General features: G+C 36.9%; 20 protein-coding genes and 3 pseudogenes. 12 read left to right on the plus strand and 11 right to left on the minus strand.

The genetic code is table 11. From position 1 onward, the window contains the following. Nucleotides 1-322 precede the first annotated feature (322 nt). The gene (locus HC179_RS15630; RefSeq protein WP_168865142.1) at nt 323-2,881 is read right to left on the minus strand and encodes a heavy metal translocating P-type ATPase; all 2,559 of its coding nucleotides are present in this window, start codon (nt 2,879-2,881) and stop codon (nt 323-325) included. A gap of 59 nt (nt 2,882-2,940) precedes the next feature. Next, nucleotides 2,941-3,324, minus strand: a complete 384-nt coding sequence (locus HC179_RS15635; protein ID WP_168865143.1) for an ArsR/SmtB family transcription factor — start codon at nt 3,322-3,324, stop codon at nt 2,941-2,943. A gap of 163 nt (nt 3,325-3,487) precedes the next feature. On the opposite strand from HC179_RS15635, the gene HC179_RS15640 reads away from it, so the two are divergent. Genes HC179_RS15640 through HC179_RS15655 form a run of 4 tightly spaced genes read left to right on the plus strand, consistent with a single transcriptional unit; the run spans nt 3,488 to nt 6,233 of the window. After that, a complete protein-coding gene (locus tag HC179_RS15640; RefSeq protein ID WP_168865144.1) occupies nt 3,488-4,003 on the plus strand; it encodes a copper resistance CopC family protein in 516 nt (171 codons plus the stop codon). A 3-nt stretch (nt 4,004-4,006) separates the two neighbouring features. Continuing rightward, nucleotides 4,007-5,098: a copper resistance D family protein gene (locus HC179_RS15645; RefSeq protein ID WP_168865145.1), complete on the plus strand. Its 1,092-nt coding sequence runs from the start codon at nt 4,007-4,009 to the stop codon at nt 5,096-5,098. Between the two features lie 17 nt (nt 5,099-5,115). Beyond that, a complete protein-coding gene (locus HC179_RS15650; RefSeq protein ID WP_168865146.1) occupies nt 5,116-5,796 on the plus strand; it encodes a DsbA family protein in 681 nt (226 codons plus the stop codon). Continuing rightward, on the plus strand, nt 5,796-6,233 hold the full coding sequence (locus HC179_RS15655) for a disulfide oxidoreductase (RefSeq protein WP_168865147.1): 438 nt from the start codon (nt 5,796-5,798) through the stop codon (nt 6,231-6,233). The genes HC179_RS15650 and HC179_RS15655 overlap by 1 nt, the downstream gene beginning before the upstream one ends. Nucleotides 6,234-6,288: 55 nt before the next feature. Here the strand turns inward: HC179_RS15655 and HC179_RS15660 are convergent, their stop codons facing one another. After that, nucleotides 6,289-6,849: an SCO family protein gene (locus tag HC179_RS15660; RefSeq protein ID WP_168865253.1), complete on the minus strand. Its 561-nt coding sequence runs from the start codon at nt 6,847-6,849 to the stop codon at nt 6,289-6,291. A gap of 221 nt (nt 6,850-7,070) precedes the next feature. Between HC179_RS15660 and HC179_RS15665 the strand changes: the two genes are divergently transcribed. Next, nucleotides 7,071-8,117 carry a flavin-containing monooxygenase gene (locus HC179_RS15665; protein ID WP_168865148.1) on the plus strand — a complete coding sequence of 349 codons (1,047 nt, stop codon included), beginning with the start codon at nt 7,071-7,073 and terminating at the stop codon, nt 8,115-8,117. 107 nt (nt 8,118-8,224) lie between these two features. Beyond that, entirely contained in the window at nt 8,225-8,530 is a 306-nt protein-coding gene (locus HC179_RS15670) for an ArsR/SmtB family transcription factor (protein ID WP_168865149.1), read from the plus strand. Nucleotides 8,531-8,592: 62 nt separating this feature from the next. Here HC179_RS15670 and HC179_RS15675 read toward each other — a convergent pair whose 3' ends face one another. Next, on the minus strand, nt 8,593-9,510 hold the full coding sequence (locus HC179_RS15675; protein WP_168865150.1) for a cation diffusion facilitator family transporter: 918 nt from the start codon (nt 9,508-9,510) through the stop codon (nt 8,593-8,595). 83 nt (nt 9,511-9,593) lie between these two features. After that, nucleotides 9,594-10,292 carry a ZIP family metal transporter gene (locus tag HC179_RS15680; RefSeq protein WP_168865151.1) on the minus strand — a complete coding sequence of 233 codons (699 nt, stop codon included), beginning with the start codon at nt 10,290-10,292 and terminating at the stop codon, nt 9,594-9,596. Between the two features lie 310 nt (nt 10,293-10,602). Between HC179_RS15680 and HC179_RS15685 the strand changes: the two genes are divergently transcribed. The 4 genes and pseudogenes from HC179_RS15685 to HC179_RS21390 form a co-directional block, all read left to right on the plus strand. Next, complete coding sequence (locus HC179_RS15685; RefSeq protein WP_168865152.1) at nt 10,603-11,634, plus strand: multicopper oxidase domain-containing protein; 1,032 nt, start codon at nt 10,603-10,605, stop codon at nt 11,632-11,634. 14 nt (nt 11,635-11,648) lie between these two features. Continuing rightward, the gene (locus tag HC179_RS15690) at nt 11,649-12,818 is read left to right on the plus strand and encodes a ZIP family metal transporter (protein ID WP_168865153.1); all 1,170 of its coding nucleotides are present in this window, start codon (nt 11,649-11,651) and stop codon (nt 12,816-12,818) included. Between the two features lie 12 nt (nt 12,819-12,830). After that, nucleotides 12,831-13,007 carry a twin-arginine translocase TatA/TatE family subunit gene (locus tag HC179_RS15695; RefSeq protein ID WP_168865154.1) on the plus strand — a complete coding sequence of 59 codons (177 nt, stop codon included), beginning with the start codon at nt 12,831-12,833 and terminating at the stop codon, nt 13,005-13,007. A gap of 443 nt (nt 13,008-13,450) precedes the next feature. Then, nucleotides 13,451-13,607, plus strand: a pseudogene (locus tag HC179_RS21390) (C39 family peptidase); the annotation flags it as partial. Nucleotides 13,608-13,694: 87 nt separating this feature from the next. Here HC179_RS21390 and HC179_RS15700 read toward each other — a convergent pair. The 3 genes from HC179_RS15700 to cadC all read right to left on the minus strand — a co-directional run bounded on the left by HC179_RS15700 (nt 13,695) and on the right by cadC (nt 17,018). Then, a complete protein-coding gene (locus HC179_RS15700) occupies nt 13,695-14,369 on the minus strand; it encodes a CadD family cadmium resistance transporter (RefSeq protein WP_168865155.1) in 675 nt (224 codons plus the stop codon). A gap of 116 nt (nt 14,370-14,485) precedes the next feature. Next, nucleotides 14,486-16,657: a heavy metal translocating P-type ATPase gene (locus HC179_RS15705; protein WP_168865156.1), complete on the minus strand. Its 2,172-nt coding sequence runs from the start codon at nt 16,655-16,657 to the stop codon at nt 14,486-14,488. Beyond that, entirely contained in the window at nt 16,650-17,018 is a 369-nt protein-coding gene (cadC, locus tag HC179_RS15710) for a Cd(II)-sensing metalloregulatory transcriptional repressor CadC (protein ID WP_168865157.1), read from the minus strand. Before cadC ends, HC179_RS15705 begins: the two co-directional genes overlap by 8 nt. A 316-nt stretch (nt 17,019-17,334) precedes the next feature. Here cadC and HC179_RS15715 point away from each other — a divergent pair. Both HC179_RS15715 and HC179_RS15720 read left to right on the plus strand, forming a co-directional pair. Continuing rightward, nucleotides 17,335-17,881: pseudogene (locus HC179_RS15715) on the plus strand (recombinase family protein). Further along, nucleotides 17,872-18,441, plus strand: a pseudogene (locus tag HC179_RS15720) (DUF4158 domain-containing protein); the annotation flags it as partial. The pseudogenes HC179_RS15715 and HC179_RS15720, both read left to right, overlap by 10 nt. Nucleotides 18,442-18,471: 30 nt before the next feature. Here the strand turns inward: HC179_RS15720 and HC179_RS15725 are convergent. From HC179_RS15725 to resA, 3 genes are all read right to left on the minus strand, one after another. Next, entirely contained in the window at nt 18,472-18,729 is a 258-nt protein-coding gene (locus HC179_RS15725; protein ID WP_342515730.1) for an urease accessory protein UreH domain-containing protein, read from the minus strand. Nucleotides 18,730-19,008: 279 nt separating this feature from the next. Further along, nucleotides 19,009-19,716: a cytochrome c biogenesis CcdA family protein gene (locus HC179_RS15730; protein ID WP_168865159.1), complete on the minus strand. Its 708-nt coding sequence runs from the start codon at nt 19,714-19,716 to the stop codon at nt 19,009-19,011. 331 nt (nt 19,717-20,047) lie between these two features. Next, nucleotides 20,048-20,578, minus strand: coding sequence for a thiol-disulfide oxidoreductase ResA (gene resA / locus HC179_RS15735; RefSeq protein ID WP_168865160.1), 531 nt, complete (start codon nt 20,576-20,578; stop codon nt 20,048-20,050). Between the last annotated feature and the right edge of the window lie 718 nt (nt 20,579-21,296).

Consider the following 21,296-nt stretch of genomic DNA (forward strand, 5'->3'; position numbering starts at 1 on the left):
TTTCAAATTGGATTACCTTAATGCATTAATTCTAATTATTTCATAATCTAAAAATTCCTTTAATAAGATATTTTCCTCGGCCAATTTAAAAACGAGCGTTAATTTGTTCCACGAAAGTTCCCGATTGCTAATTGGGCTTTTAGTAAAAAAGCATCCGTCGTCAGAGTGAAAAATCTGTTTCATAATGCAATAGGTCTATGACTTATAAGCGAGTAGAGAAAATTAATAACTTAGAACTTGTAATTTGACTCCACAGCCAGTTCCTCTTTCACTGTTACAATAATGGTATGAATATATTGAAAATAAGGGTGAATTACCTTCCTTATTTTTGTCTTAACAACCTCATACTATTTAATATTACAATCAATGCTGCTCCTGTATCACTTAGAACGGCCATCCATAAAGTAAGATCACCTGTGAAGATCAGTAATAATGCCGCAAGCTTTGTAAGAAGAGAAAACCACACATTTTGTTTGATGATGGTTAACGCTTTTCTACTCAGTCGTATGGTATGAGGAAGTTTCTCAAGGTTATCGGCCATTAACACAATATCCGCTGTTTCCATGGCAGTATCCGTACCTGCTCCACCCATCGCAATTCCCAAATCAGCAGTTGCTAGGGCGGGAGCATCATTGATTCCATCTCCCACCATGGCTACTCGTTTCCCTTCAAGCTGAAGTTTCTTCACAGCTTCCACTTTATCTTCAGGCATCAATTCTGCAAAATAGCGATTCACCCCTGTTTGGGATGCGATTTTCTTTGCGGTTCCTTCATTATCCCCTGTTAGCATCACCATTTCATCAATTCCAACTTGTTTTAGCTTATCGATAGCTTGAACAGTGATGGTTCTGATTGCATCTGAAACCGCGATAATACCGAGCACTTCGGTACGTGTACCAATAAGAATCAGCGTGTTTCCTTCATGCTGTAATTGCTTGATTTGTTTTTCTAGTTCGGAAAGGGATAAATTAAATTCTTCGTACAATTTTGGATTCCCCACAAAATACTCTTGACCATTAATGGTAGCTTGAGCACCTTTTCCTACGATTGTTTTGAAAGTTTCCCCATTTAATACTTGAATTTCTTTCTCGGCAGCATAAGTGGTGATGGCTTTCGCAATAGGGTGGTTAGAATGCTCTTCAATTGTACGTGCTATTGCAAGCAGATTTTCCTCTGTACTGTTTAAAGGGATGACCTGAGAAACTTTTGGTTTCCCTTCTGTTAACGTACCTGTTTTATCAAAGGCTATAGCATTAATGGCTCCAGCTTTTTCAAGGAAGGTACCTCCTTTAATTAAAACACCATTTTTAGCAGCATTTCCAATTGCCGAAACAATCGCAACAGGTGTAGAAATCACGAGAGCACAAGGACATGCAACAACAAGCAATGCTAATCCTTTATAGGCCCATTCAGACCATGTTCCGATTCCAAGTGAAGGTGGTCCTATTATGATTAGTAATGCTATTACAAAAACTATCGGGGTATAGATGCTTGCAAACCGGTCTACAAAAGCTTGGGTAGGGGCTTTCTTTTCCTGTGCCTCTTCCACAAGATGAATGATTTTAGCGATTGCTGTATCTTCCACAAGCTTAGTTATTCGGACTTCCAACGATCCATTTTCGTTTACCGTTCCAGCAAAAACGGAGTCTCCAACTTCTTTATCAACCGGAATGGACTCGCCAGTAATCGGAGCCTGATTAACAGTGGAAATACCTGATACAACGTCTCCATCCAATGGGATTTTTTCGCCAGGTTTAACGATAATTATGTCTCCTACTGAAACGTCTTCAACAGGAACTTTTAACAATTGATTTCCTTTTTTCACTACTGCTTCTGATGGTGCCAAATCCATTAAACTACGAATGGATTCTCTAGTACGCTCAATGGACTTATTTTGAAGTGTATTCCCTAATGCGAATAGCCACACTACTGTAGCCCCTTCGAACCACTCTCCAATTAGAGCAGCTCCGATTGCCGCAGCTGACATGAGAACATTCATATCAAGGGAACGACTTTTGATTGCATAGTAAGCACTTCTGATCGGTTTGAATCCACCTACAACAATTGCCGCTGCATATAAAAGAGTGACAAGAATGGGATAGAATCCTGCATAGGCACCAAAAAAACCAACTGCTAAGAATCCACCTGAAATGGCTGTTAAAGGCACTTCTTTTCTCTTTTTATTTGGAGTGGAACCATCTTTGGAAATAGGGGAAGCAACGAATCCAGCCCTTTTTACCTCTTTCATAATCTCTTGATTATTTGTCTCGTGTACAACATGCATTTTCCCAGTTGAAAAATTCACTCGAACATCTTTAATCGCTGGATTCAAGCTAAGGTGTTTTTCGATGGTTGCTGCACAAGCACCGCAATCCATCCCTTCTACTTGAAAGGTATGAACTTGTTTGGAAGCTTGATACGATACAACATGAAAACCCAGGTTTTTTACTTGTTTTTCAATTTTCCCGTTTAGAGAAGATACCCCGGTTTCCACCTGCATCTTACCTGCACTGTAGTTGACATTTACCTTGTTCACGCCTTCTATTTTGGAAATACTTTTCTCGATTGTGGCTGCACAAGAGGGACAGTCCATCCCTTTGACTTCATACTGCAGTTTCTCGACTACATTTGGTGTAGCTGAAAGATGTTCGACTAGGGAATTATCTGATTTTCCGCTACAACAAGCTGAAACCTTTTTATCATCCCTTTTTTCCTCCTTACAGCATGAGGCAGGATGGACATTTTCATTGTGATGTGTTGTATTATTGCAGCATGAGTCCTTTTCCAAATTCCCCTGAAAAAGAGGAATGGAAGAGGAGGAATCTTGCATACTATCATTCTTGGAACAACAACTATTTGATTTTGGTTGATCTGTTGACATAATTCTCACCCTTCGTCCGGTATTCCTGTTGTCATCCATATCTAAGTATGGAATACTCTCTATTCCTTGACCACTTCTTCTTTGGAATGTATTAATGCAATAGATACTAATTGGTGAATATGATCATCAGCCAATGAATAAAACACTAATTTTCCTTCTTTACGATACTTCGCCAGGTTCATACTCCTTAACAATCTCAGATGATGGGACGCAGTGGCAGTGGAAGATCCAATGATATTCGCCACATCACAAACACACAATTCTTTCTCCAAAGTTAAAGCATAAGCAATCTTTATTCTGGTGGAATCGGAGAGTGCTTTAAAAATCAACTCCACTCCGTTTACTTCTTCTATTCTATTTTTTAGGGTATTAACCTTTGGTTCATCAAAGCAAAAAGTTTCACAAGTGTCCTTTTCAGCAGTTTGAATCAATTTTTCTGACATGTGTTTCCCCACTCCTATTCAAACGTTCATTTGATTATTAGTTCTAAGATTATGTTATGCCATGTTTTTAATATTGTCAAAACTTTATTCAAATACCCTTTTGAATAAATGTTCTTACTTTGTTAGAATGAATCCGATAAAGAATAATATTGGAGGCATCCTTATGAACAAAGCAATTATCCTGACGATCATCTTATCGATTTTTTCCTTTAATCAAGTTTCAGCTCATACAGGTCTGGAAAGTTCCGATCCTGTTCAAGGAGACACAGTAAGTGATGAGTTGGAAGAGGTCATCCTTAATTTTGAAACAAAAGTAGAAGCGAATAGCACATTGACAGTCCTCGATCCAAAAGAAACAGAAGTTCCTGTAGAAGTGGAAATTAGCGGGCAGCAAATGAAGGGGATATTGACTCAGCCATTGGAAGCTGGCGACTATCAAGTACTGTGGAAAATAATTGGAGCTGACGGACATCCGATTGAAGGAGAGGTTACTTTTTCTGTAAGTAATGACGAAACAATAACTGAGCAACAGGAAGATAATCATACTGAAGAAGTGGATCGCAATATTGAAGGGATTGAGCATAATACTTTGCCTTCCTATATCCTCCCATCTATCGTTGGTATATTCTCCATATCGATACTTGTTAGCCTCTGGTGGTTATTGAGGAGGAAAAAATAATCAATGTTTTTCTTAGGAGTAATAAGTGAAACCATTCTTTATTTGTGCTTCTCGATCCTAATGGGAAGTTTCATTCTTTATGCGGTGCCTGAACGATACCGTCCATCTATTTACGTTCCAAGAAACGTCATGCTACTTGCTACAGGTGGGATTGCGATTCTATCTTTTACCCCAGTGGCAATTCTGGTTCTCTATCTCTATAAAGATATTGGAATTTGGAACACCTTACAGAATGTTCTATTTACTTTTGAAGTAGGGAAAGCCTGGGTCATCACTTATTTTATAGCTACCTTTCTCTTTATCTTTATTGTGTGGTTCGATATTCGAAAGCGTGCACTCTTTGCTTTTATTGGAATTGCTCTTACCCTTGTATTGATACTTGCTCTGGGTTATGCAAGTCATGCCAGTTCCTATGATCCCATAACTGGTTTTCTCACCCACTCCACCCATTTTACAACTGTAACGGTTTGGGTAGGTATATTGTTTGTTGTAGGTTGGAAGTCCACTAATTATGCAAACTGGCTTTCATTCTTAAAATGGTACACTCCATTATCAATCCTTTGTTTAAGTGTGACAATTCTCTCTGGGCTTTATCTAATGAACTATGTAATAGATTACGAGTTCTATACGAACTCCTGGATGCTGACATATGGACAAACCCTACTTTTAAAGCACATTTTGGTCTTACCATTGTTAGCTTACGCTTTTATTAATGGAATTTTAATAAAAAATATCTTAAGAAAAGATTCATCTTTTGATCCAAGACCATGGACAAAAGTGGAGGGAATTATTATCGGCTTTATTTTTGCTGCAACTGCCGCATTAGGACAACAATCTCCACCCCACGAAACAGATATTACAAAGGATACAGTTTCAACATTGTTTACTTATTTTTATCAAGGTAAGTACACGGAGAACATGGTACTAGGTTTAGAAATGTCCTTAACAAGTGTCTTGTTGTTAATTTGTGCGACGACTTTTTTCATCTTAATGATATACTCATTCATGAAAAAGGCTGGTCCATTACTGACGTTTATACTGGGAGTGTTTTTAATTATATCCAGTTATCTTACCATTTTAGTTAGTATTCAGTAGGAAAAGGAGAAATTAACATGTCCAAAAACAATAAATCACCATTCAAGTTAATGGTTATCGTAACGCTACTTATCATTGGAATTATTGCGGCTCTTGTAATCATTACAAACCAAGATAATGACAATGAAGAAAAATACGTGGAAAACACCCCTTCCATTGAAGGGCAACCTGTTCTTGGCCAAGAGGATGCACCAGTAACGATTGTAGAGTTCGGGGACTTTAAATGCCCTGCTTGCAAAGCATGGGGGGAAAATATTTACCCTCAACTTATCAAGGATTATGTAGATTCCGGAAAAGTTAAATTCGTTTATATTAATGTTCTTTTTCATGGCGAAGAGTCCGCTTTAGGAGCAGCAGCTGCTGAAGCAATTAGAAAACAGAACCCGGATGAATATTGGGAGTTTCATAAAAAGCTTTTCAATGCACAGCCATCAGCTAATCACGACGGATTATGGATTACAACAGATAAGGTGATGGAAGTGGCTAGTGAACTACCTGGCATTGATATGGAACAATTTAAAACTGATCTGAAAAGCCAGGAAATTATAGATGCTGTAACTCATGATAATGATCTCACCGAGGAGTTTAAAATCAGTCAGACTCCAACCATCATGGTGAATGATAAAGTGTTGGCTGACCCATTTGACTATGAGAAAATCAAGTCATTAATTGAGTCTGAGCTTGAAGGTGATGAATAATGAAAAAGGTCGAAGAGGCATCTGGCCAGATCTATCTATATTTGGCTTGGCTTGTTGCCACCGTCGCTACGCTAGGAAGCCTGTATTTCAGTGAAATACGAGGCTTTATACCATGTGAATTATGCTGGTACCAGCGTATTCTGATGTATCCAATGGCCCTTATCCTTGGAATTTCAACCTTCCAGAATGATAGCTCCGGCAAGAAATTTGCTCTTCCGATGGCAATAATAGGTTGGTGCATTTCGCTGTATCACTATTTAATTCAAAAGGTTCCTGGATTTGCGGAGATTAAACCGTGTGTCAATGGTGTTCCCTGTAACGCACAATATATTAATTGGTTTGGATTCGTTACGATACCATTCCTTGCATTAACGGCCTTTTCATTAATTATTCTTTTACTCACTCTATTGAGTATGAAACAAAGGAAACAAAAATAAAGGAAGACTAAGAGAGACACTTGCAGCATTTTGGCAAGTGTCTTTCTTAATGTAACTAGTTCTCATTCACAATCTTTACATGCTCGATGACTTCCTCAAAAGGCACATCTAAACCGTCAAAACTCTTGATAATAACTCCCTCCTGGTTAATGAGATAGAAGCTCGTACCATGTACAACTTCTCCTCCCCCTTTAGGCTTGGCTACTATTGTTTTAAAATTCTTCTGGCCAAATGCTTCTATTTCTTGTTGTGTGTAGCCCGTAACAAAATTCCAATTCGAATAATTGATATCAAAACGGCTGCCAAACTCTTTCAGCACTTCTGGAGTATCTACCTCAGGATCTACTGAAAACGAGAGATATTGGACATCCAAGCCTTCTTCTTCTGTTTTCTTTTGCAGTTTAGACATATTTGCTGTCATCGGGGAACAAACTGTCGTGCAGCTTGTAAAGATAAAAGATGCAATAGTAACATTCCCTTTTATGTCTTCTAAACTGTACTCTTTTTCGTCCTGATTGACAGCGGAGAACTCCTCTAGTTTCCAATTTGTCTGGTCCGGAATCTTTTCACTACTAAAACCACATGAAGAAAGAATTAATAAAAGGACGCTAAGCATTCCTAAAAAAGTAGATTTGTTTCGCAATCTGTTTCATCCTTTACTGTAAAATAAGTAACAACAACGGAATCGTATCATGCTCCGAAGAAGAAAGAAAGATTACCTAAACTTTGTTCATAGAAATGTCTTGAATAGCGAAATATATTCAAAATTTCATTGCTCTCAGTCTTTATAAACATTAAAATATGAGTATATATGCATATATAAAGGTGGTCTTTATTATGATTTATGATGCTTTAGTAATTGGAGCTGGCCAAGCAGGCTTATCCTTAGGTTACTATTTAAAGAAGACTTCGCTATCCTTTTTACTCCTAGATGAACATTCTCGAATCGGGGAATCCTGGAGAAAAAGATACGATTCCCTCGTGCTATTTACCCCAAAGTCGTACAGCTCTTTACCCGGCATGGGAGTAGAAGGATGTCCCAGCCAATTTCCTACAAAAGAGGAAATCGCCATGTATCTAGAGAGTTATGCTACCCACTACCAGCTTCCAATCCAGCTAAACACTCAAGTGAAAAAACTAACGAAAGAAATGGATCTTTTTGTTGTAGAGACCAATGCTTCTACACTTAGGGCAAGAAATGTTATAGTATGCACTGGGCCTTTCCATACTCCCAGTATTCCTTCAATTGCTAAAACACTATCCACTACCATAAACCAGATGCATTCCTCTGAATATCGTAACCCATCCCAATTGGCATCAGGTTCTGTGTTGGTAGTAGGTGGAGGAAATTCAGGTGCACAAATTGCAATAGAAATTGCAAACCAAGGCTATGACACCTACCTTTCTGTAAGTAAAAGTCTAACTCACTTACCCTTAACCATTGCGAATAAAAGCATCTTTTGGTGGCTAGATCGAACCAAAATTCTTCGAGCAAATAAAAATACGCTAGTTGGAAAAGCCTTTCGAAAAAGAGGGAATGTCATTTTTGGTACAGAGTTAAATGATGCAGTTGCAGAAGGGAAAATCACTATTAAGAAAAGAAGCGTGGGGGCAACTGATCAAACCATTCTCTTTGCTGATCAAACTACCCTTAATCCAGATAATATTATATGGGCTACAGGATATACCCCGGATTATTCCTGGATAGATATGCCTAACATTATCCAAGAAAAAGAGAGGCCGTTACATGAAAGGGGAGTTACAAGTATCAAGGGGCTTTTCTTCCTAGGAATGCCTTGGCAGTCCCAACGCGGTTCCGCTTTGTTACTTGGTGTTGGAAGTGATGCCGGTTTTATTCATCAAAAAATATTAGAAAATAACTAATCCTTCAATTTTTTCTCATCTTTTATTACATAACAATAATTCCGATTCTATGTATTTCCCAGCACAATCATATATAATAAAGGTATTAACTTTAAGGAGTTTATGTTATGAGTAAGAGCAACATTGAGTTAGATTCAGAAACATTGAACATGGTTTCTCAGACATTCAAGGCACTATCGGACCCTACAAGACTGAGAATTCTTCACCTGCTCTTTGATGGAGAGTTTTCGGTTAACGATATCGCAGAGAACTTAGGCCTCTTGCAGTCCACAGTATCACACCAACTCCGCTTACTGAAGAGTCTGCGATTGGTGAAATTCCGTAGAGAAGGAACAACTATTTATTACTCGCATGATGATCAACATGTCATTGACATATTGCAGCAGACCATACAACATACCAAACATAGTTAATTTGGAGTGTGTAACTCCATAAAAAATAAACGCTCCCAATACGAGCGTTTATTTTTTATAAATCAGTTGCAAAGATCCCCTTCACAATTCTCTCCAATCAAATCAATTTGAATGGTAGTGTGCTCAAGATGGTAATTATGGTGTAAAAGTGTTTGTGCTGTTTTTAAAATATCCTGCTGATTCACGTCTGCATCGATAACGATGTGACAACTTAATGCAGGGAATTCGGATGTGATGGACCAAACGTGCAGGTCGTGCACATCCCTTACTCCCGTAATCTGGAGCAACGACTCTTTAATCTCCTTCACATTTATATTGCTTGGTGCCCCCTCCATCAGAATGTGAAAGGAATCTTTTGTTACGCGATAACCACTAATTATTATTAGGACTGCTACTATTACGCTTGCAATCGGGTCAGCCAAATTCCATCCAAAAAACATGATGAGTAAAGCCGCCGTTATAGCCCCCACCGATCCAAGGAGATCCCCCAATACATGTAGGAAGGCACTCCTGACATTCAAGTTTTCGTCCTTATCTCCGCTCATTAGAATATATGCAGCAATAATATTCACAAGTAATCCTAACACAGAGATAATTAGCATCCCGCCACTGATCACTTCAGGAGGGCTTTGAATTCTTTTGTAGGCCTCCCAGAATATATAAACGGAAATGCCTATTAATGTGACACCATTTATGAAAGCAGCGAGGATTTCGAACCGTTTATATCCAAATGTTTTCGAAAGTGTTGCCTGCTTTTCTCCAAATGTTAACGCCAAATAACTTAATCCTAAGGCAACAGCATCACTTAACATGTGTCCTGCATCGGACAATAAGGCCAAACTGTTGGTCAGTATTCCCCCGATTACTTCTACGATCATATAGGTGGCAATAATGATGAATGAAAGTTTCAGTGCTTTTTTATTCTTACTGCCATGATGATGATGTCCATGGTCATGACTGTGGCTATGATGAGCTCCCATCAAGAATCATCCTTTCTTTATATGTGTATATGTTCATATATACATTATTACAAACTTATTAGTTAACATCAATACATTTTTCATTATTTTTCCACAATAATATGAAAAGTAATACTTAAAATAATTCCCGTCAATAAAAAGAAGTATGCCTGTTTTCTGGACAACATGTTCCAGTAAGAAAGAATAAATTCGTGTAAGGAAGTAAAAAAGATAAGACTGCCAGTCATAGCAATTAACACACTTTGAACTCGGTCTGTTATGGAAAAATAATTTCCTAATGACATAAAGCTAATAAAAAGAAGAGCAAAAGGTACATAGTACAGGAGGGATTTCCAAGATGCTTCTCCTTTTGATAAAAGTGCTAGGGTAATTGCAAACCCTTCTGGAATATGGTGAATTCCGGACATTATCGTAAGCGATGTGAAAATTTCAGTTTTATGAATGATAGCCCCAAGAGTAAGGCTGAAAGGAATGGTATGTAAAATCATTGCCAGAAAAATAAGCAATACAGAATGATTTGCTTTCTCGAAAGAGTGCAGGAAAAAATGGAGTGTTATAAATAAAGACAGACCAATCATACTGCCAACTGCTAAGCTTTCTATATCTCTCTCATTCATAGCTAGTGGAATTATCTCTATACAGACTACTCCAATTAATAATGCACCACATAGAAGAAAGATACCGTAAACAGATCGTTGGAACAGATAGAAAATTCCTATCGCACTACCTCCCCCGACTACTAAACAAACCAATAAGAACATTCCAATTGTCCATTGCTCCATGAGTGCCATCCTTTACTAAATTAGTAGTGTATTCACCTTCAAATTGTCCTATTCGGTTTCAAAAATATTTATTTCTTTATTATTTTATATGGTTGACAATATGAACATATGCACATATTATGAAGTTAAAGTTGTCCTAAGGAAACTTTATGAGCTTATACCAATTTATTAGCGCGAGGTGAAACCTAAATAGTAAAAAATTAGAAATTATCTTTAAATTTTCTATTAAAAGGATAGTCCCAATAGGCATTCAATGTAGTTATTTATCATAAAAGTTGCATATAGGCAATTTTTTAAGAGGAGGTAAAGTATGGATAACGAAAAGGAAGAACAGCAAAAAATATCTCGTCGTGATATTTTGAAGATTGGATCAGTTGGAGCCGTAGGACTTGCAGGGAGTTATTTTTTAAACAAGGTTGCTCCATATACAGGAACAGCCAACGCTTCTTCTCACAATAATCACAAGAAGAACAATGGTCATGCCAATCATGCGAACATGACGGATAATTCCAAAACGAGCGGTTATAAGATGGCTGAGCGATTGCTCACTGAATTTGATTATGGAAAAGTGAGTACCCTGCCTAATGGTCAAACTCTCAGAACATACGAAGTCGTTGCAATTGATAAAGAAATCGAAATCGCTAAGGGCATCAAGTTTCCTGGATGGACGTACAATGGAACCATTCCAGGACCAACCTTCCGGTGTACAGAAGGTGATATGCTGCGATTCAACTTTATTAACCAAGGCAGCCATCCACACTCCATTCACTTTCATGGCATCCACCCACCTGAAATGGATGGAATAGAACCAATCTATCCAGGTCAATCTTTCACGTATGAATTTGAAGCGAAACCTTACGGACTACAAGTCTATCATTGCCATGTACTCCCTTTGGCTCGTCATATTCACAAAGGACTTTATGGGAATTTTATCATTGATCCTAAGACACCTAGAAAACCAGCGAAAGAGCTTAACATGGTCATGAACGCTTATGACTTGGACTTAGACGGAGCGAACGAATTCTACACTGTGAACGGCTATGCGTTTGCATTTATGAATCATCCGATAAAGATAAAAAAAGATGAACTCGTCCGAATTTATTTGAGCAATCTAACGGAATTTGATTTATTGAACTCGTTCCATCTTCATGCTAACTATTTTACGTATTATCCAACTGGAAGAGACGACAACCCCTCCCAATTCACTGATACGATTATGCAATGTCAAGGTGAACGTGGAATCGTTGAAGTCCGTTTCCCATACAAAGGGAAATATATGTTCCATGCTCATGTCAGTGAATTCGCTGAACTGGGTTGGATGGGATTCTTTGAGGTCGAGTAAAAGGAGGGATGAAGATGAAGATTAAATGGTTGATTGCTGGACTTATTCCATTAATTTTGTTAGTCGGCGTACTTGGTTGGGTGTTAAAAAATGGAGCAGGCGTTGAACAAGATCCTGCTGCTCCAATTGAAGTATTAAACATTGAGAGAATAAAAGTAACAGTCTCTGGGTTCGAGCTTGACGTGAGCAACACGGGACCTGAAACATTAAAGATTTCACAGGTTATGGTGGATGATTCGGTTTGGGATTTCACTGTCTCTCCTAGTCAAACACTTGAACGATTTGATGATGGGAATATCGTGATCAACTACCCATGGGTAAAAGGAGATCCCCATCTGATAAAACTGATTACGGAAAATGGCATCATCACAGAAGGTGAGGTTCCTGTTGCAGCTTTAACGCCATTGCCCACTTGGGAAAACTTTTTGAATTACGGTTTTATTGGATTTTATGTGGGAATTGTTCCTATCACATTAGGATTGTTATGGTATCCGTTCATGAAACGCTTTAAGCGTAAATGGATCAATGCAATTTTAGCATTAACCGTTGGATTACTGCTCTTTTTATTTGTAGGAACGTTAGCTGATGGGTTTGAGATAGGAGCTGAAGCACCTTCTGTATTTCAAGGAAACATGGTGGTCATCATCGGAGCCGCTCTTACATTCCTCCTACTGATCGGCTTTGATCAGTATCAACAAAAGAAACTGGAGTCTAAAGGATATTCTCCTTATGCCATAGCCTTACTCATGGCAACAGGGATAGGACTCCATAACTTCGGTGAAGGTCTTGCCATCGGATCTTCTTTTGCCCTAGGGGAAGCAGCACTCGGAACCTTTTTAATTATCGGGTTCACATTGCATAACATCACAGAAGGAATCGGAATCGCAGCACCGTTATTAAAGACGAAACCACGATTTAGGGACTTCGTTCTCTTAGGATTGATTGCTGGTGCACCAGCAATCTTGGGTACTTGGTTTGGAGGCTTTGTCTTCTCACCAATCTGGGGAGCGTTATTCTTAGGAATTGGAGCAGGTGCTATCCTGCAAGTCATCTTTGTTATCACAAAGATGCTAGTTGAAGACCATAAAAAATTCAGAGAACCTTCTGTCTCTTGGTTAAACCTTTCTGCATTTTCTGCAGGGATGCTTATCATGTACTTTACCGCATTTTTCGTAAAATTTTAAGGAGGGATAGTAATGTTAGGACCTGGAAGCTGGGTATTAGTTGGAGCAGCTGCTCTTATTATCTTCGGACCGAAAAAACTTCCCGAATTAGGTAAAGCAGTTGGAACAACGCTTAGGGAATTTAAAAAGTCAACACAGGGCCTCATGGATGAGGATGAAAAAAAACCTCAACGCGATACCGACTCATAAAAGTACTGACACTCATAGAAAACAAAGGAGCCACCTGTCTTAATCAAGGTGGCTCCTCTAGTTTTTGTACCTTGGTAAATTTTATTTAGATATACTTTCTATGCACGTTCTTACCGTCATAAGTAAAAGTACGTTCTTCTTCTCAATAACCGACTCCATATAGGGGTACCACCAACAGTTTGTCATAAAACCACACGCTAAGCAAATTTCGACATAAAATAAGCCGATGATTCCCTACGCTAAGGAATCATCGGCTTATTAGTAACTATTCTAGTCGTTTTATTATCTGTATAAATCCAGACATTTTCCATTTGGTTATTCATGATAATCAATCCAAACATGCTGGTACTTGCCAATTTTAGGGTTCCTTTGTGGTAACTCCTCAGTTTTTTCTATTGAAATGGTAGTTAGCCCCTGTGTTGCAAATTAATATAATAGGGCTTCATAAGCTGCACTCTGTATTAGTGACAGGATATGACCAATACTATATTTACTTTAATGATCCACTAGCAAACACAAAGAATAAAAAGGCCAAAAATAGCAGACTTTGAAGCTGCATGGGTGCAACTGGGTAGACAAGCAATTACTTATATCCAATAGTTAGTTGGTTAAGGTAGGTTCTATTATTTGAAAGAAGAAAAACAAAAGTCCCAACTGTTAACTAGAGCGACTTTTGAAGATTATTTTTTAATAATTTATTAAACTCAAAAGGGCACCGAAAGTTTCGTTCTCCACCATGATATAGATTCCTAAACCAATAAAGACAATGGGTATAATCCACCTACCGTAATTCTCTAAGGTTTCAGAGACATGTTTAAAAGCTGCCAAACGATATCCAATAAAACACCAAATTGCAACCATAATAAAGAAAGTAATAACCGATACTGCTAGTTGGTTCATGGTTAAAGTAGAGAAGAAAGGAACATATATTCCAATGTTATCTCCTCCATTAGCAAATGTTATAAATGCTACACTTAAAAAGACACTATTATACTTTCCAGAATTTAAACTTGAAAGAATTGCATTTTCATCCTCATCCTCATCTTCTCCCTTTATAAACAACATAATCCCTAAATAGATTGGAATTAGTCCAAGTAATCCTACCCATTTCTCTGGAATTAACATAACTCCAAAAGTTCCTAAGAGACTAACTACTACTAACAAGGTAAAACCTAGATATTGTCCAATAATTATATCCTTAGGGGATATAGGTTTATTCTCTGTCTGGTTACCTTTTAAACCTTCACTCGTTTTCACCTGTGCTTTTACCTGTGAAAATAGCAGCATCAAAACAAAAATATCATCAATATTGGTAACTATAAATGCCCCTATTGCAGAAATAACGTTCAAAATTAAAGTCAATTACATCAACCCACTAACTGATTTTTTACTATATTTAGAAGTTATACTATTAATGAGACCATTTTAGAAAAGGAATTTCTATCTTTCTGGAAAATCCCTTTTTAGCACTTTTCCCTTTATTCTTTCACTCTCATTAGTCGCAAACCATTTAGAGCTACTAGAAGGGTTGCGCCCATATCGGAAAGAATGGCAATCCAGAGCGTTAACCAACCTGGGATAACCAATAGTAAGGCAATAAATTTAATAGCAATTGCAAAAGTAATGTTAGCTTTGATGATATTTAGAGCTTTCCGGCTAAGTTTTACAGTAAATGGTAGTTTTCTTAAATCGTCTCCCATAAGAGCGACGTCTGCTGTTTCCAGAGCTGTATCTGTACCAGCTCCACCCATTGCAATACCAACTGTTGAGGCCGCCAAAGCAGGTGCATCATTAACACCATCTCCTACCATAGCTACGTTGCCAAACTCGGATCTCAACTGTTTAATAAAGTCTAATTTGTCTTGTGGCATTAATTCTGCCTCTATATCAGAAACTCCAACCTGTCCTCCGATAGCATTCGCAGTACCTTTGTTATCACCTGTAAGCATAATTGTTTTTTTGATGCCAAGTTGATGTAACTTTTGAATGATTTCCTTACTTGATTCACGAACTTCATCAGCAACTGCAATAACTGCAAGTAATTCTTTTTCGGTCCCAATAATCATCGCTGTTTTCCCTTGATTTTGAAGTTTAGTAACATTTTTCTCTAAGTCTTTATCAAAATCAGTAGTCAATAATTCCTTAAAGAGTTTCGGGCTACCGATATAATAAGTGGTCCCGTTTACAATACCCTTTATACCCTTTCCTGTGATAGAAGAGAAATCCCCTACCTGTATGTCAGAATAAGTAATGTCCTTTTCTTCTGCTTTTTTCATGATGGCTGAAGCAAGAGGATGCTGAGAACGATACTCCAATGCAGTAATAATGGATAGTAATTCTTTTTCATTTGTCTGTTTGTTCAACACATTATAATCAGTTACAGCTGGGACTCCTTTTGTTAATGTTCCTGTTTTATCGAATGCAATAGCCTTTAAGGCGCCCATTTCTTCTAAATACACTCCGCCTTTTACAAGGACCCCTTTTTTAGCAGCATTCCCAATCGCTGAAACAATAGAAATCGGAGTCGATATGACCAATGCACAAGGACAACCAACAACAAGAACAGCTAATCCTTGATAAACCCATGTTTCCCAACTGCCATCAAAGAACAAAGGAGGGACTATAGCAACCAATGCTGCAATGATCATAATGATCGGTGTGTAATATTTCGCGAATTTATCAACAAATGCTTGCGAAGGAGCACGTTCTCCTTGTGCTTCCTCTACAAGATGAATAATTTTAGAAATCGTTGTATCTTCTACTAGTTTCGTTATTTGTACTTCAAGTAATCCTTCTTCATTTAAGGTACCTGCAAATACTTCATTATCAACCGTTTTCTCAACAGGGACTGATTCACCTGTAATAGCTGCTTGGTTAACGGCAGAGTAACCACTTACAACTACACCATCCATAGCAATCTTTTGACCAGGTTTTACAATCATGATATCCCCAACAGCAATATCATCAACATGAATCATTATTTCTTGTCCATTACGTCTAACGAGTGCCTCTTTAGGAGCGATATCCATTAATGAACGAATCGATTGTCTTGCTCTATCCATAGAGAATCGCTCAAGTGCTTCACTAATTGCAAAGAGTATGACAACAAGGGAAACTTCAGCCCATTCTCCTATAATGGCACCACCTATAACAGCTACTGTCATAAGGGTTTTCATGTCAAAGTCAAAATGAATCAAGTTTTGTAAACCGACTTTAAAGAGTGATAATCCTCCGATTAACATAGATGCTACAAATAATAATGTAGTAACAATGTTCTCATCCCCATTAACAGATGAGGAAAGGTAACCAAAGACAAGAAATAAGGCTGAATAGAGTAAAGTGCTGTGTTTTTTATAGAACGGCACTTTTTCTTCTTTTTTAACCTCTTTCACCTCTTGTGAATCTTGACGAGCAAATTTTTCAGGAGTCACTTTAAGATTCTCAAATGCACCTGCTTTTTCTAGTTCTTCTATCGTTGCATTACCATAAACAGCAATTTTAGATGCACCAAAATTTACTTTTGCATCCTCAACTCCAGATAGCTGTTTTACATTTTTTTCGAATTTACCCGCGCAGTTTGCGCAAGTAAAACCTTGTACACGATAGGCCTTCATTTCTTGTTCAGATGTTATTGCCTTTTGATCAGACATTGACATTCACCTCTTTCTTATGTTCTAGTACAATCATCATTATTTGTCTAATATGTTCATCGTCTAACGAATAAAACGCTAGTTTTCCTTCTTTTCTATATTTTACAATCCCCTGCTTATGAAGGGTCCTTAAATGATGAGAAGCATTTGCCACCGTAATACCAATAATATTTGCTATATCACACACACATAACTCTTCGTCTTGACACAAAGCAAAGGTAATCTTTGCCCTATTTTCATCCGCAATTGCTTTTAACATTTGGGCAACACTAACAATATCGATTGTTTTTAGATCAGCTTGTATTCGATTGACCTTTTTCTCGTCATAACAAAAAATTTCACAAGTATCTTTCTTATTCACATTATCACCCCATTAATATTCAAGTGTTTACTTGAATATAGTATATACCTTTCCTTGGTTAATATTCAAGTGAGTATTTGAATGAAAAACATAAAATTATTTTTTATAATAGTAATTTCCATTAACGAACGTTTTAGGGATTAATTTTTACTCCTCCATAATTCAGTAGTTTTTATGTTTTTCATTCCCTAAAAGCTTCCCTTTAACATCTTTCCCAAAATTGACTCCGAATCCGAATTAGGGAATAATTATTTTGAAGGAGTGAATTAAAATGGGGAAAATCTTTGGATATGCTCGTGTTTCTACTCAAAATTAAATTATAGATCTTCAAATTGATGCTTTAGAAAAAGCAGGCGCAGCTGTTATTTACAAAGAGAAAATAACTGGAACAAGAAAAGAACGTCCAGAATTAGAACAACTTCTAAAGGCTATAAGTAAAGTTGATTCTGTGGTCGTTTATAAGTTGGATCGTATCTCAAGGTCTACAAAACATCTAATTGAATTGGTTGAAACCTTTGAAGAAAAAAAGGTCATTTTCCATACAGGATAATATTGATACGTCAACAGCTATGGGACGTTTTTTCTTCCGAACAATGGCGAGTAATGCTGAACTTGAACGAGATATTATCAGTGAGCGTACAAAATCAGGATTACAATCTGCAAGAATGAGAGGCCGAAATGGGGGGAGACCTTCCAAAGACTCCAAGTTGGTGGAACGTGCTTTAAAACTACATTCATCTAAACAATTTAGCATCAAAGGAATTACTGATATTACGGGTGTTAGTAAATCAGTGTTGTATCGCGAGCTTTGGAAAAAAATTAAACCTTCTGGTTGGATTAGGGGGCTTTTCCTGTGTGTCTAAGAGCGAGAGAACTACTTACACCTGATCAAAGAAGGATTTTTTGATAATCCCGTCTACTTTAAGTGATTGGGAATTAGCGTATTACTATACCCTTACACAAGATGATATTGAGGTAATAAGACGTAGAAGAAGAGATCATAATCGATTGAGATTCGCTATTCAAATTTGTCTTTTTCGTTACCCTGGTTGGTCTCTTTCAGATATCAAGAATGTTCCTGATAAGGTGATAAACTATGTTGCTAATCAGTTACAAGTAGATGCAAGTGAATTTAAGTGATATTCTGAACGAGAGCAAACAAAACATGAACATATTGAGGAAATACGAAAGCATTATGGTTTTTCTAATTTTTCAGCACAGTCATATCGGATTATTTCACAGGCATTACTCCCCCATGCAATTGAAAATTCAAATGCCCTTTTCCTAATAAGGATGACTTTAGAAGAAATGCGAAAGCGAAAAATCATTCTGCCTGCTATGACAATGATTGGAAGATTAGTATTGATTAGTATGGGATACAAGGCGACGGGCAAAGGAGAAAATATATAATTCACTCTTTAAGGGGTAGTGACAGCTTCGCTGGTACTACCCCTTAAGGAAAGTTCCCAATTTTCCCCTTTTTTAATAGTACAGGGATGGACCATTTCCATTTAATAACGCCTAAAAGAAATAATCCAATGAGTATGATTGCCGGACCGATAAAAATTCGAATCCAAGAAAAGAAATTGGTCAAGGTAGCTTCGATTTCTTTACCGAAAACCCATAATATTATCCCCACTATGGAAAAAGCTAAAACTTTCCCCATAGTAAAAAGCCAAACATCCCCCCATGCTATTTTTTTTGTAAAGATTTATTACCATACAACATAAGCGCGCCTAAATTCCCTGTGATTTGACAAGGTACCAGAGAACCTACCACACCTAATATCAATGCAATTAGTATTGGAATCCTTCAAAAGACATCGCCATATTAAAGAAAGGCTGCAGAAAAAAATTACTGAATTTATTAAATATCTCATACATATGAATTATCCTCCTACTTCTCTAATCATAGTTGAAATAACTCATAAAACATTGCATATACTTGATAAATTTATGACATATTACTTGGTAAACTTATTGATCAACAGTTAAAATCCAGTGAACCCTCCAAACCAACTAACTAATACAGCAATAATTTTGGTCATTAAATTAAAGTACAATAAGACTCCCATCAAAATCATTATTGAACCTCCCACTTTCATAAATAATGCACTATGCTTTTTAATAAAAGTCATTTTATTAATAAATAAGGTCATTAAAAGAAAAGGAATGGAAAATCCTAATACATAAAAAAACATGTAAATAAATCCTTTCCCTGGATCTGTTACACCTAAGGCGATGACACCAGCAAGGATTGGACCTGAACAAGGCGTCCAACCAGCAGCAAAACCAATGCCAATCAAAACTGTACCTAAATAACCTGTAGGTCTCTTTTGAAATTTAACTTTTTTATCAGAAAGTAGGAAGTTGAAATTTAGAAGCCCTGTAAGGACTAAACCAAAGAACACCATGACCATAGCGCCAAGTTGCCGTAATAAATTTTGATTACCTATAAAAAAAGTACCAATAAATGACGTGGAGAGCCCTAAAGCTAAAAAGATAATTGAAAATCCTACTAAAAATAAAATGGTATGAACAAAAGCTTTCCCACGTAGAATACCTTTTTCATTTTTTAAATCATTTACAGACACTCCAGTAATATAGGAAAGAAAAGCAGGATATAAAGGAAGCGCACATGGTGAAATAAATGATAAGAGACCTGCACCAAATGCTAGAAATAAGTTTAGATGCTCCATTAAAAAGACCTCCTGAAGTTGTTTATAAAGTTCAAGTATCTACTATCATATTTTCTAAGACAATCTAACAGTATTTAGAAGAAAGTAAGGATAACGTATTTTTAGAACTTGTTTAGGCTTGAGATTAATTAAGCTAACTTTTTTAATTTTACAAATAAAAAAGTCGTTCCTAAACTTAAAAGGAAATCGACTTTTGTTTATAAATCGCTTAACATACAAATTTTTATAAAAATAGTAGCGATATCCCGTTCTTATTCCGAAACTATTTCAACCGTGGGATATCTTAATAATGGCGATAAACAAATTTAGTCTCAAACAGTTATTGAACTTCTTAAGGGTTTGGCTTAATCATTTCCATGAATTCTTTCACTCTTGCCTCTGTTAATTCTCCTGAATGCTTTTTTACTACAATGCCATTTTGGTCAAGTAATATTGTGGTAGGTAATGGAAGAACTCCATAAGCCTGTCTTACTTGATCATTTCTATCCATGGGAATAGGAAATGTCATTCCATGGCGATCTCGAAATTTTTCAACTGCCAGATCTGTTTCCTGTATATTTACTGCAAGGATTTCTACACCTTGCTCTTTGTATACTTGATACTGTTTCTCCATGTAAGGCATCTCACGCTCACAAGGCTTACACCAAGTTCCCCAGAAGTTTAAAAACACCCCTTGCCCTTCATAGTCAGAAAGCATTACTTGGTTGCCCTCTAAGTCTGTTAGAACAAAATTCGGTGCTTTATCTCCAACCTCTACTATTTCACCAGATTGAACAAAATTTATGTACATCGTATATCCTACTGCAATCACCATTACGGCTAAGATAACCGAACGCATAATCAGTCTTTGCTTTTTATTCAATTACATCTCTCTCCTATGGTTGATATTTTAGTATTGAGGCAATTATAGCATTCACTGTATGCCAATCTGAGATAAAAGTGTGAAGGTTTTATGAAAGTGAATCTTCCTAGTCGAGGATATTGCCCACCTTTATAAAGGAATGAGCATAAACGGGGAGAAGAATAAATAAATCTTTACTGAAATGATCGATAAATGGCTAATGATTATCTGTGTAAATCAAATTAAAAGTATATAGCTGATTTTTCCATTAAATTAGAAACCCAGCTTTTATTTTTTAGATTAATTATAATAAAGTGTTTATTGAAACTGACTTATACCACCAGTTCAGAATCAATTATTGTAGTTGATTAAATATTTTTATCAGGCTCTGACTTTGTATTTTATACGTTAGTTAATAGGATGCGGTTAAGATTTACACTGACCATTATCTAAAAATCCTCTACATCTATTTTTTTCCAATTTACAATTAGCTCGTATTTCATTCTTTAGATTGATATTCAAGTTGCTTTTCTACTTTATACCACAATCTGGCCCGATTGCGGAATAAGCATGACTAGACAATTTGATTATAGAACCAGCGGCCTCAAATAGGATTTAAGACTAAATACTCGCTATAGGATCTTGAGAAACGTTCAATAGCAAATTTCATTGAAAGTCCCACTTTGGTCGCCTTAAATCCTTATACACAGTACATTATGTTTATATCCCCTATAGAAAC

This window comes from Bacillus sp. RO1 (genome assembly GCF_012524115.1).
In the GTDB taxonomy this organism is placed as follows: Bacteria; Bacillota; Bacilli; order Bacillales; family Bacillaceae_I; genus Sutcliffiella_A.